Here is a 13,351-nt window from a genome sequence, read left to right on the forward strand (position 1 = left end):
AATGTTGTTTCTGAATGTACTCCAGTTTTTCAGATCAGCTGAATGTGCCCAGGCTCTGTGTGAACCAAAAATATAATACACCTCAGTGGCATCTGCTGAATATTCACCGGAAATCGTGCTTCCCGTTTTATAGCCAACAACAACCGAAGGGTCATGTACGGACACATAATGGTACGATTCAGCATTAAAGTAGGTGTTGTATAACGATGTTATTTCACTGGTTGAGAGTGTATCCGAAGCAGTGGCATTAAAACTTAAAAAGGTAAGGACCGTAATCAGTACAGAAGTTGTCAGCTTTATTATTCTCATTAGTATTTAATTTGAAGCAGGATTCTACGTTTTTAATTCGTCATTAAAAATATACAAATATTCAACAAGGATACCTTTTATAGTCTAAATTATTGATTCTGCTGGTTTCGCTGCTGTATTTTTATAACAATATAAAGGAAGAAGATAATAGTTCGGCAATGTGTTTCAATAGGTAGAATGGTTGATATTTACAAGCAGGATCGTGTTGGCCAATATCCATCGTCACACTCACACTCCTTCATGCTATCATTGCAATCTGAAGCTTTATGCGAAAGATTGGGGTTATATTCGCTTCGCTCAATTAACCGGGGCTACAAATATATCAGCCCTACTGGGTTATGAAGATTTAATAGGGTTTTAAATGCAGGTTGGCAGTGTGATGAAGCAAGCTTTTTTATGTTACATTCTGTAACCAATCTCCAAAGAACACCTAAGGTTCTAAACAATGGTAGGCCGGTTAATAGGAAGACATTCAATGGACTAAGGAAGTTCAAATCAACGTCATACTCCCACTGTCTTTAAAAGTTTTGCAACGCTAATGCACAACCACCCGTTCGTGCCACATCTCTTGTTTACTCTGCAGGTTCAGGAGGTAAATCCCAGGTGCCAGATCTTCCGTATTGGTTTCGTTGGTGCCGTTTTTCAAATCTGGATAGCGCTTAACGACCTGCCCGGTAGAATTTATCAGTGTTGCATTTAAATCTGGATAAGGGTCGCTGTTAACCTGAATGAATAAGGTATTGCTGGCCGGGTTGGGCCAGATTTTGAAAAACACATTTGCTACGGGCTTATTATCAGACAGTGTCTCCTGGTAGGTGAACTTTAATATTGTGCCCGGATTTTGCATATCCCTTAAGGTGTTCATTCCCGATGCATCTGCTGTTTTACCGGTATTATCTGTAATTATGTAAAATGATTTTCCGTCGGGATCAATGGCGATATCGCGGTACCTGTTTGTGGTATAAAAATACGGTATTGGTTCTCCAATAACGCTGGTTCCGGTTTCATCCAGCTGTACTTTGTAAACCCTTCCCTTTTTCAGACTGGTGAGCAACAAGGCATTTTCCCAGCCCGGTATTTTATCGTTCTCATAGATGGCAATGCTGGATGGTGCAATGTTGGGACGGCACATCCATGCATCATTACAGGACGGCTCTTTTTCGGTATCAGGTGTAAACAAGGATAACAGTGGATCCTGATAGTTTGGATCTGTAAATGACGTTTCGTTGGAATGACAGCCATCATTGTCATACACCAGATTATCTTTGATGCCAGCCACATAAGGCCATCCGTAATTCTTTCCCGGATCAATAATATTGATCTCGTCATCCGAGCTGGGGCCATGTTCATCAGAATACAGGATTCCGTTGTTGCCAAACACCAACCCCTGGGGATTCCGGTGACCATATGAATACACGTGGCTTTTTACCCCGTCAATAACCGGGTTGTCTTCAGGAATGGAGCCATCTGTGTTCAGGCGTAGCACTTTTCCCGGATACCGGGACCAGTCATTATTATCAATCTGCTGTTGTGTTGGTAAAAATTGTGCCAGGTTATTGTCACAGACTTTTACTCCCTGGTCTCCAATAGTGTAATATAGTTTGTTGTCCGGTCCGTATAGGAGTCGCCCCGACTGATGGTCGTTTGATGACGGTAGCCCGTCCAGAAGCACCACAGGCGAGGATAGCGAACCATCATTTCCGTTAATACTATATGTAAAACGTACCAGTTTCTGTCTGCGTTCACCCGACAACAGATGCGTATACGATACGTATATATACGGACTATCACTCTGAAACTTTTCATGAAAGGCAAAACCCAGCAGGCCGTCCTGTCCACCGGAAGACGACAGGTCAGAGAGATGAATGAGTTCATCCCTTTCGGCTGTTTCGGGGTTGACCCGTAGTAGCACCCCGTCATGTTTTTCAGTGATCCATAAATACCCGTCAGGACCATATTGAAGATCCCATGGAGTATTCAGCAGATTATCGGGGCCGATCTGGTTCGTTATAAAGGACTCATCCTGTGCGCTGGCCAACCGGCTGAATTGGATAAGAACTAATATAGTAACCATGCATATGGTGGAAGAAAAATTCATTTATTACAGTTTTAGAATTGTTATGTAGCAATTGTTATATAAACAAACAATTATTGACTTGTTTTGATCAATAAAGGTGGGGTTAGATAACACAGATCACGCTTGCTATCGCACGCACGCTTACTCCAAAACTGTTGTGGGTACAAACTCAGCACAGTGTATTAAACAGTAACTCATTGATTGAAAATCAGTTTTACCCCGGCCCTAAGGGGAGTCTGATTTTCAAAAGGCATTACTTGCGGTTTAGAAATTCTTATTCACTGTCACTGTCACTCTCAAATTCCTTCATGCACTATCTGCCGGTTTTACATGCGGCCTTGATAAACTTACAACTTCGTAGCGGGGGTATTGATCCGGCCTTGATTTAGATGATGCTTAACTCCGGGTAACATTCGCTTCGCTCATCTACCCGGGGCTCAAATATACCACCCCTATGGGGTTGTTGTCATTCAGCATTGTTTTAAATGCGGTTAGGCCGCTCGAAAGTGCGCGGATTAAAGCAATGGAAATCTTACGTTATGAAAGTAGTGGGTGGGTTGTTGCGGTTCTTTCGGGCAAGCTTTTTTTTGTCTGCTTTTTGACGCATCAAAAAGTAGAAAAAGGATGAATTTTTAGCAAAGCGAAAAAGCAGGTGTTAAAACCCTCCATTCGACGCATTATCCTAAATAGCACCGTTGGAGTAACCTCAGGCCTAGCAATGTTCTCAAAAGTTCTGACGCAGGATAACTCTTACACCTCTTCTCTCACACTGTTGCTCACACTGCTTTTTATCCCCGATTGGCGTAGTTTTTTGCACCATTGCACTTAATGTATTTGTTTTATTAAAGCACCGTAGGTGCGAAACTATGGTAGCCCCGGCATTTATGCCGGGGTATATTGAATCGTGCAGATTCATGGCCGCGCAGTGGCGTTTACCATATGTGGAATGATCATATCGGCCATTGGAATAGCGTTCATCATAGAACCATCCGGCAGGACTTCGTTAACTAAGTAACTCATTGATTGAAAATCAGTTTTACTCCGGCCCTAAAGGGAGTCTGATTTTCAAAAGGCATTACTTGCGGTTTAGAAATTCATATTCACTCTCACTCTGTTGCTCACACTCATTTTTTTCGTATCCAAATTCTCAAGGAGTGGTTCAATATTTAGTACTTGACAGAAAAACGTTAACTTTAAACCTGTAACTGACAGATACATCAGATTTGAATTGATGGTAAAATGTCATGATGCCTGAATATCGGGTCACATTAAAAAGCTGTGGTAGACTTAAAATGGACATATTCAAAACATTTATAGAAAGACATACGCCTTTACCTGCGAAAGACTGGGAAACCATACAACGGGCTTTTACAAAAAAGGAAGTCTTAAAGAATGAACTGATCCTGAGCGAAGGTGAGATTTGTAGGAACTTTTACTTTTTAGAACGGGGTCTTCTGCGGTATTTTTACAATATCGATGGAAAGGAAGTGGTTAAAACTTTTACGATTCCGCCGTTCTGCTTTACCTCAAAAATCAGCTTCCGAAATCAACGTCCGGCGCAGGAAAGTATCCAGGCACTGGAGGACTCTGTGGTTTGGCAAACCAACTATGTACAGTACCGCGAACTTGAAAAGATGGAAACCTGGAATAACTTCATCAACAGCCTGCTTAATGAAATTGATGAATTCTCAGATATGATGATGATACAGTCCAAAACCTTAACGCCCGATCAACGCTACCAGTGGCTCACGAGAAATTTCCCGGCAAGCGTATTGCAACGTATTCCACAGAAAGACATCGCCTCATTCTTAGGCATCGCGCCGCAGTCTTTGAGCCGGATCAAACATAATATGCTTAAAAAAAGATGAGGTGCACCCTGTATCCGGATGCACCTCATTTAACCTAAAAGCTTAAAACTTTTTGCCGATATAAAAGGCATAGCCGTAGTACTGATTGTACTTTCGGTACAACGTTTCCTGGTGCCTTTCAGTGGCAATAAACCCTTCAGCAAAGGTATTGCCGGCATTGTTTTTCAGAAAGTTTTCCCTCGCCAGTACCTGCTGGTCGTAAAAGTGCTCTGTCCAGCAGTTGACAGGCAAAACAAAAGTTGCAATAGGGAGATACCCTGCCTTCTGCATTTGTGCCAACTTGTTAGGTATGGTGTCAATGCCCGGATAGGCATCCATCCAGAAGTCTTCAATTTCGGCCGGACGCTCGTCCGTGAACCAGCTTGCTTCTGAAACTACAACGTATCCATCGTTTTTAAGGAAGCTGCGCCAGTATTGAAGGCCCTTTTCAAAACCAATGTTGTAAATAGCCCCTTCCGACCAGATAAGATCGAGTGATTCCGGCTCAAATGAGAGGTCGTCCATTGAGCCGACAATGCCCTTTACCTGGTTCTGAAGATGCAATGTTTTGGCGTTCCGGTTAAACAGATCCACAAAGGTTGGAAACAGGTCAACGCCCGTTATCTTTCCATTGGTATGCTGTGCCAGAACCATGGTCTGTCCACCGGTGCCGCAGCCCAGGTCTGCAATGTCCGGCTTGTCAGGTAGATGTTCCAGAAAGCTGAGTGCTCTTAATGTCATCTCGGGACTGCCCGGTCCCTGGCGTTCTGTGCCTGAATAATACTCTACGATTAGGTTTACATCGAAATCGTGAATTGAATTTGTATCGTTACTCATGATGTTTAAATTTAATGTAAGGCCTGATTAGCGATTTAGTCACACTTTATCAAACCAGTTTGTACGTATATGTATGTGAAAATAACTCCGGCAGGAATCTGCCTGAGTGTGCTAAGGGATAATCAAAGTCCTGAAAGACTATGATTATTTACAATACCGAATCCAATTTTAATATAAACATCCAAAGATTTTACGGTTTCAAAAGTATATATATTTTAAAACAGAGGCGCAATTCTCTTCATATTTTCTAATAAAAATGAAAGAAATTAACATAGGTGAATTTTATTGCCGCTTAAAAGCTGAACCTTTGTTGAAATAATAAACGAAACCCAATGGCAGGTTTTAAAGCAAAAATCATCCTGTATCTTTTAAGACACAGGTATGTTTTAAAGGGAAAACTCAGACAGAAAGACTTTGAACAAAGTGTTGAGGCGGTATTGAAGTTCAGGGAAACATGTGAGCAAGGCGGCGAACGCTTTGGTAAATTACCGGCGAATGTAATGATAAAGCAGGAAATCATAAACCTGGTACGGACCGAATGGATTGTTCCGGATCATGCACCCAACCAGATGCTGTTGTTTTATGTGCATGGTGGAGGATACGTATCCGGTTCATGCAACGACCACCGTTCAATCGTGTCAAAGCTGACCATGAAAACGGGCATCACGGCAATATTGTATGAATATGGCCTGGCACCGGAACATCCATATCCGGCTGCACTGGAAGATTCCATCAGCACTTACCGCGAAATACTGAAAAAGGGATACAAACCGGAAAATATCGTTGTTGTAGGAGAGTCGGCAGGAGGCGGACTGGCCCTGGCTTTATTGCTGGCACTTCGTGATAAAAATATTGGTCTGCCCAAAGCAGCGGTAGCCATCTCGCCGTGGACAGACCTAAGCTGTTCCGCTTCATCATATAAAATAAAAGGCAAAGTCTCTCTGGCTCCGCCCAATAGCTGGAATGTATTCAGCCATTTTTATGTGGGAAAGTACGATGTGAATGATCCGTATATTTCGCCCTTAAACGGTAACATGGAAGGTCTGCCTCCAATATTTATAAATGCAGGAGACGCGGATGAGCTCTTCGATGATGGCCTGATGTTTTATGAAAAAGCCAAAGGTGCCGGAGTCGATATCACATTCAGGAACGGAAAAGGAATGGTGCACTGTTATCCGCTTATGGCACCGTTGTTTAAAGAAGCTACCGAGGCCCTGGATGAAATAGCAGAATTTATTAAATTAAAACTCATCCCCTTAAGATGACCACAAAGGAACTATACACAAAACTTACAGAGGCCTATTCCGATAAAAACCTGAACCGGATAACAGCGAAGCTCATATTGCTGTATAAAAACAGAAATTACGGCAAAATCAGCGAGATGGCGAATAAAATATCCCGGATCATTGCTATTGATGAAGAAAATGATGCGCGCTGCTTTTCAAGGCTCATTATGCTATACCATCCCGATAAGGGCGGGCAGATCAGAAGTGCGATAGAGCGCCAGTATGCGCAAAATGATGAAGCAGCATTGCGTGCCTTTTCGCATATCTTATTGCTGGGTGATCCGGACCTTGTTGTGGTCGAAGACGTAGCAGAAGATGTGGATTACCATCCGGAATACATGTGGGATGTGGACATGAAGGATGGATTTGGGTATGATGATCCTGATGGTGACGTTGAGGCATCCACTGAAGTGGATTATGAAAGATCATTTTACAACCTTATTAAGATATGGGAGTACGGGGATGTGAGCATTGAATTTCCGTCGTACTATCTGGAGGACTTTGAGGAGTTTGAAATGGCATACAGCGGACTGGAATCTCTGGATGGCGTGGAGTACTGCATTCATGCCAAAGTCCTTGATTTGTCGGATAACCGGATAAGCGATATTGGAAACCTGTGGAACCTGCAACATTTAGAGGAACTGTACCTGGGAAATAACCGGATTGGGTTTATCGACAGCTTAAGTAACCTGACCAGCCTGAGGGTGCTCGATCTGTCCGGAAACAGAATTGATGATGTTTCTCCCCTGATGAACCTGGAAAATCTTGAATTGGTTAACCTCATAGGTAATCCCGTTCCCGCGACCCAGATTAAACAATTAAATGCCAAAGGCATCATCGTTATGACCGGTAAGGTGTAGCCATGGGATAGTTTTTTATTCGTGCCTTGTTCTCCGAAGTCCTGATGAGGGAGAACCCATATACCTCGTCTTTTACACCTCTTCTCTCACACTGTTGCTCACACTTATTTTTCCCGGTGTTAATCCTCTAATATCTAATCTGAAAATCAGTTTTACCCCGGCCCTAAAGGGAGTCTGGTTTTCAATAAACGTTAGTTGCATTTTAGAAATTTGTATTCGCGCTCACTTTCACTCTCAAATTCCTTCATGCACTATCTGCCGGTTTTACATGCTGACATGATAAACTTACAGCTTTGCCGATGGATTATTTCTCCGACCTAGATTTACATGATGTTTTTTACCTTCATTGCAATCTAAAGCTTTATGCGAAAGAATGGGGTTACAAACATATCACTCCTACGGGGTTGTTGTAATTCAGTATTGTTTTAAATGCGTTTAGACTGCTCGAAAGAGTGCGGATTAAAGCTATGGAAATCTTACGATGTGAAAGGATCAGGAAGGTTGAGTCGGCGATTAGTTGCGTCTCTAATTTTCATTCAACCTGTTTGCATTTAATGTCTTAATTGTTAATTTTAATGCGTTGATAACCAGTCCGGAAAGCTTCTGGTTAATTGAGTCCATTGAATGTCAGTTTTTCATTTTAAAATCGATGATAAAGTGGAATAACATGCAATACATTAATTGCTAATCGTAAATAAACTTTTACCGGGAAATACTATAAATGACATGGAAGATTTTTGGGAATCGATGTTTAAAAAGGAAAAAACAACATGGGGATTTGAACCATCTGATTCCGCTATTTTATCAAAGGATTTCTTTCTGAAAAAAAGGGCAAAGGAAATCCTGATTCCCGGAATAGGATATGGGAGAAATGCCCGTATATTCTGTGAGAACGGAATTAATGTAACCGGAATAGAACTATCGGAAACAGCAATTGATTTGGCAAAGAGCACGAACAAACTCAATATAACAATCCACGAAGGTTCGGTAACAGATATGCCTTTTGATGCCAAAGTATATGATGGGATATTTTGTTACGCCTTGATTCATCTTTTAAATCAAAACGAGAGAAGAAAGTTTTTAAAGGACTGTTTTCTTCAACTGAAGCCAAACGGATATATGATTTTTACGGTTGTTTCAAAAAAGGCTTCAATGTATGGAAAAGGAAAACAATTAAGTAAAGATAGATTTGAAGTAATGAAAGGAGTAAGTGTGTTTTTTTATGATGCAGCTTCAGTAAACAGAGAATTTGGGAAATATGGACTGGTAGAATGCTCGGAAATTGATGAACCAATAAAACATATGGAAAATGAACCTGCATTAAAATGCATCTTAGTGAAATGTAAAAAATGCCTGCGACCGGTATGCTGATAGAGTATATTCCGTTGGTTTCAGGACTATACCATACCCTTATTCAAATTTTCGGCTCTTGCAACATCGCATGTAATGCCTCACCTTTAAAACAGCATCGCCAATGCAATTGAGAAATCTATTCTCACATTTGGTCTCGCGCTCAAACTCTTTTTCTTTTGTTTGATTAATCCCCTGAAATACTTACCTTTAACCCTTTGATAATCCGTGCAGTATATTCAGAAATTGTAATATATCCAAATACAGTTTATTTAAACCGACAAAATGTTTTCCAGAATCAAAAAACTGAAACCCACCGTTCCCGCAAAAATAGGACTGTCAATATTTTTATATTTCTTTATTATAATGATTTTAAATGTGTTGACATTCAGTAATATATGGATCGATTTTTTGTCACCATATCCACAACCACCGGGACATATAACCGGTGATTTATTTGTATACATAATCGGATTACTCTACATCCTTCTGGGAATTGCCGGCATGCTTGTCTTTTTTATTACTGAAAGAAATGCACCGTTTGTTTTACAACTGTTTCTGTTTTTTACGGGTTTAACCGGTTTGATTACAATTTTTGATATAAAATCAGCCGTTGGCAATCAGCTGATGTTTAAAGTGATGGACCTGGTATGGGCTCTTTTAAGTATCGCCGGCGTTGTTTTACTGCAATGGGATAATGGAAGAAAAAAACAGATCAAACCTTAATTAACTGAAGTTCATGAAGCTGGAATCACAACGATTACTCCTCAGGCCCGTAACTCCGGACGATAAAGAAGACCTGTTTGAATATCGACGGGATAAGGAGACAAATAAGTACCAGGGATGGATCCCTGAAACAATTGGGGATGTGGAAAATTTTATAGGCAGGCTGTCAACACAGATTAACGTTCCTCAATCCTGGTTTCAGTTTGCGATCATCGAAAAAACATCTTCGAAAATTGTGGGTGATTTAGGCATCCATTTTATGGATGTTGAAAATAAGCAGGCAGAAATTGGATGTACGCTGCATAAGAACTTTCATAACCGGGGGTATGCTACGGAATCTGTAAATTTGGTCATTGACTATCTGTTCAATGATTTAAATAAACACCGGATTATTACTTCAATTGATCCTGATAATATAAATTCTGTCAGGCTTGTTGAACGGATAGGATTCAGAAAAGAAGCTCATTTTGTAAAGAGTTTATGGCTTAACGGGGTGTGGTTAGATGACATGATATATGCAATGATTGAATCAGACTGGGAAAAGATAAAGGCATGATGGTTTGTCCCACTGCTTACAGAAACAAAAAAGATTGAAACCGGATGAAGTGATTTTGAGTAAGGGTCGTAAAAGAAGCAGACGATAATTTCATTAAATTGCAAAACAGGGCCAGGACATGTATTCGTCCCTTTATAAATACAGGTAATTTTGATGCCTGTAACCGGTGTCTGTCTGCGATTGTTTACTGTCGTATTGTATGAAAAATGTGGAAACAGGCTGATGGATTGCAGTGGTACGGTGTGATGAATGAGTAAAACTGAAATGCATAAAAATGAATGGATTAAATAACGAAGTCACTGGATTTCTCAATACCCTGGATCATCCTTTAAGAGAAGAAATAGAACGTTTAAGAGGGGTTATTCTGGATGTGGAAGAGGCATTGACAGAAAATGTAAAGTGGAACGGGCCTAACTATTGCTGTGGTGGGGCAGACCGGATAACCATGAGGATTCATCCACCCAAACAAATTCAGTTGATATTTCACCGGGGAGCCAAAAAGCAGGAGCAACCGAAAGAGAGGTTGATTCCCAATGCCGGAAGCTTGTTTGTGTGGAAAGAAAATGACAGGGCTGTCATCACATTTAAAACCATGCAGGATATAGATAACAATAAGGAGGAACTGCGGAGACTGGTAGTTGAATGGATAAAGGTGACAAAATGAACCTGTAAGTTGGCAATGAAAACGGTTAAGCCTGATGATAAAATACCGTTAATTCAGGCTGGTTAATACTTTGCGTTAATCTTAAACTATCGGTTAAATGGACAAACAGGAATATCGTATGAACCTAAAAGATTTAGGTTATGATGAAAAACTGGAGCGCTTTCGAAATGAGCAGGGATATGCATCATTCGGTGTTGGCCGTGTCATTTCCGAACATAAAGAAAGATATAAGGTTAAAACCGCTGATCATGAGTGTGATGCTGAGATTGTAGGAAATCTTCGTTTTTCTGCTCAAAGCAGATCCGATTTTCCAGCTGTTGGCGACTGGGTTGCTGTTTCGGAATATGATAACGATAAATTGTTGATTCATGCGGTTTTTCCGCGGAAAAATATGCTGGAACGGCAGGCTGTGGGGAAAAAGGGCGAAACTCAGATTATTGCAGCAAATATCGATTATGCATTTATCGTGCAGGCTGTAGACAGGGATTTTAACCTGAACAGAATAGAACGCTACCTTACCATTTGTAATACATCCGGTGTGCGTCCTGTCGTTGTTTTGAACAAAACTGATCTGTTGGACGAAACCGCAGTAACGAAGCTTATTTCTTTGGTCAGGGAACGCATTGCACTGGTTCCTGTGCTTGCCATAAGCAATGAAACACTGCAAGGCATCAAAGAATTAAAAGCAGGCATGGAGAAGGGGAAAACATATTGTCTGCTGGGTTCTTCAGGCGTAGGAAAGTCAACACTTTTAAATCAACTTGCAGGTCATAACCAGATGAAGACGGGTTCTATTAGTAGTAGCACCAGCAAGGGAAGACACATCACCAGTCACAGAGAACTGCATGTGCTTGAAAACGGTGGTATTCTGATCGATAATCCGGGGATGAGGGAGGTTGGGATGACAGATTCAACGCGGGGGCTGGAAATGACCTTTGACGATATCATACGCCTGTCAAAAGATTGTAAATATAAGGACTGTACACACACCACAGAAAAAGGTTGCGCAATTATTGCGGCTGTTGAAAATGAGGAGATTGACAGATCATCGTACGATAATTATATAAGAATGGAACGGGAGAAAGCGCATTTTGAATCCACTGTAGCAGAAAAACGTAAGAAAGATAAAGACCTGGGCAAAATAATCAGGGACTATAAGAAAAACAAAAAGATGCGGGGTCTTTAAATCTTCAAAGGATTTTTCCGCATTTTGTCCGCTGCTTATAACAGGAAGCAGGTCGGTATTGAGCATAGTTTTTATCAGCTTTGCTTACTGATGCTCTTATCTTATTAAATCCCCGGATGTGACGGTTTGGTTTTAATTATATAATTCGCTAATTTTAAGGCAATAATAGCTAAACTAAAAACCACCTGTATGCAGCATAATAAGAAGCAGGAAAAGCGTTTTATTGTTTCGGCAGTATGTGTCCTTTGCTTTGCAGAAGGTTTTGTGAAGTTACGACCAGTAGTATAAACAGATACGCTTGGAATGCCATTTGAGATTGACAGACAGACTATTCGTGATTTGGATATTTTTACCGGTGATGGAGGATCAAAAACAATAATTGACTACTTTGATTCAACAGTAACCCCGGGCGGTAAAAAGTATCTCTATAACCTTATGAATAATCCTGTCACTGATATACAGGCTATAAAAAAACGCACAGAGGCAATACAGTTTTTCCGGAATGAAAATACAGCTGTAAATCTCATACCAAGGCAGTTCTATTATATTGAATATTATTTAAAATTAACACGTTCTGTTTTGCATCCTAATGTGTTAGATGCATGGTACAATAAGATTTCATATTTTATAAAACCCGATAATGACTACTACTTAATCAAAACAGGAATTGAAAACTTAATTGATCTGTTCGTCAGTTTAGCAAAGTATATTACTGCTTCGGCGAAGCAAAATCCCCCTGAATACATAAAAAGTCAGTTGGATTATATTCAACGGTTTTTGGATATCCCTGAGCTGAAACCGATATTCAGCAGAAAGCCGGTTAAGGTATCCGCCTTCCGCTTAAACTGGCTGGACCATCGGTTTAGAAAGAAGTATGCCGAACAGGTTAAAAAAATAATTGAAATTCTCTATGCTTTCGATGTTTTTCTGGCACTGGGCAATACATCCAGAATAAACAACCTGTGTATTCCTGAATTTGTAGCGGTATCCACACCGGTATTACGGGTTGAAAATCTTTTTCATCCCCTGGTGAAAAATGCAGTATCTTATAATGTTAAAATTGATCAGTCAGCAAATCTCTGTTTTCTCACAGGTCCCAATATGGCAGGCAAATCCACTTTCCTCAAGTCCATAGGAATATCTGTTTATCTGGCTCACCTTGGATTTCCCGTACCGGCATCAAAGATGCAACTTACGCTTTTTAACGGGCTTATAACAACCATAAACCTTACAGATAATTTAAACAAGGGATACAGCCATTTTTACAGCGAAGTAAAACGGGTAAAGGAAACAGCTTTAAGTTTGAAAGAAAAGAGCAACCTGGTTGTGATTTTTGATGAATTGTTTCGGGGTACCAATGTTAAAGATGCCTACGATGCCTCTCTGTTTATTATAACTGCTTTTGCAAGAGCCAGGACCAGTTGTTTTTTTATATCAACACATATTACTGAAATTGCTGATGAACTTAAAAACATACAAAATGTACAGTATAAATACCTTGATTCAACCCTGGTCGATAACAGACCTGTATTTAACTATAAAATATTTGATGGTATTTCACATGAGAGACTTGGAATGCAAATTGTTAAAAATGAGGGGATAGAGGAAATTCTTAACTCAATATAAAATGGAAATAAATGAAGACAACATTAA

Annotated in this window: 11 protein-coding genes; 9 read left to right on the forward strand and 2 right to left on the reverse strand. The window is 40.4% G+C overall.

Annotated elements, in window-relative coordinates:
* Positions 1–844: 844 nt before the first annotated feature.
* Positions 845–2,407 (reverse strand): PQQ-dependent sugar dehydrogenase, encoded by a 1,563-nt coding sequence (locus ACE1EF_RS08525; protein WP_375720224.1) that lies wholly within the window; start codon positions 2,405–2,407, stop codon positions 845–847.
* 1,271 nt (positions 2,408–3,678) lie between these two features.
* Here ACE1EF_RS08525 and ACE1EF_RS08530 point away from each other — a divergent pair.
* On the forward strand, positions 3,679–4,254 hold the full coding sequence (locus ACE1EF_RS08530; RefSeq protein ID WP_375720225.1) for a Crp/Fnr family transcriptional regulator: 576 nt from the start codon (positions 3,679–3,681) through the stop codon (positions 4,252–4,254).
* Positions 4,255–4,296: 42 nt separating this feature from the next.
* Here ACE1EF_RS08530 and ACE1EF_RS08535 read toward each other — a convergent pair whose 3' ends face one another.
* Positions 4,297–5,070 (reverse strand): class I SAM-dependent methyltransferase, encoded by a 774-nt coding sequence (locus tag ACE1EF_RS08535; RefSeq protein WP_375720226.1) that lies wholly within the window; start codon positions 5,068–5,070, stop codon positions 4,297–4,299.
* Positions 5,071–5,402: 332 nt separating this feature from the next.
* On the opposite strand from ACE1EF_RS08535, the gene ACE1EF_RS08540 reads away from it, so the two are divergent.
* The 8 genes from ACE1EF_RS08540 to ACE1EF_RS08575 all read left to right on the forward strand — a co-directional run bounded on the left by ACE1EF_RS08540 (position 5,403) and on the right by ACE1EF_RS08575 (position 13,324).
* Positions 5,403–6,335, forward strand: coding sequence for an alpha/beta hydrolase (locus ACE1EF_RS08540; protein WP_375720227.1), 933 nt, complete (start codon positions 5,403–5,405; stop codon positions 6,333–6,335).
* Positions 6,332–7,216, forward strand: a complete 885-nt coding sequence (locus tag ACE1EF_RS08545) for a leucine-rich repeat domain-containing protein (protein WP_375720228.1) — start codon at positions 6,332–6,334, stop codon at positions 7,214–7,216. The genes ACE1EF_RS08540 and ACE1EF_RS08545 overlap by 4 nt, the downstream gene beginning before the upstream one ends.
* Before the next feature lie 726 nt (positions 7,217–7,942).
* On the forward strand, positions 7,943–8,587 hold the full coding sequence (locus ACE1EF_RS08550) for a class I SAM-dependent methyltransferase (protein ID WP_375720229.1): 645 nt from the start codon (positions 7,943–7,945) through the stop codon (positions 8,585–8,587).
* A 264-nt stretch (positions 8,588–8,851) separates the two neighbouring features.
* Positions 8,852–9,292, forward strand: a complete 441-nt coding sequence (locus tag ACE1EF_RS08555; protein ID WP_375720230.1) for a hypothetical protein — start codon at positions 8,852–8,854, stop codon at positions 9,290–9,292.
* Between the two features lie 13 nt (positions 9,293–9,305).
* Positions 9,306–9,848, forward strand: a complete 543-nt coding sequence (locus ACE1EF_RS08560) for a GNAT family N-acetyltransferase (RefSeq protein WP_375720231.1) — start codon at positions 9,306–9,308, stop codon at positions 9,846–9,848.
* 274 nt (positions 9,849–10,122) lie between these two features.
* Positions 10,123–10,512 (forward strand): DUF1801 domain-containing protein, encoded by a 390-nt coding sequence (locus ACE1EF_RS08565; RefSeq protein ID WP_375720232.1) that lies wholly within the window; start codon positions 10,123–10,125, stop codon positions 10,510–10,512.
* Positions 10,513–10,609: 97 nt separating this feature from the next.
* The gene (rsgA, locus tag ACE1EF_RS08570) at positions 10,610–11,698 is read left to right on the forward strand and encodes a ribosome small subunit-dependent GTPase A (RefSeq protein ID WP_375720233.1); all 1,089 of its coding nucleotides are present in this window, start codon (positions 10,610–10,612) and stop codon (positions 11,696–11,698) included.
* A gap of 303 nt (positions 11,699–12,001) precedes the next feature.
* The gene (locus tag ACE1EF_RS08575) at positions 12,002–13,324 is read left to right on the forward strand and encodes a MutS-related protein (protein WP_375720234.1); all 1,323 of its coding nucleotides are present in this window, start codon (positions 12,002–12,004) and stop codon (positions 13,322–13,324) included.
* Positions 13,325–13,351 lie beyond the last annotated feature (27 nt).

The sequence above is a fragment of the Quyinboa sediminis genome, assembly GCF_042219855.1.
Classification (GTDB): domain Bacteria; phylum Bacteroidota; class Bacteroidia; order Bacteroidales; family UBA5342; genus JBHJHP01.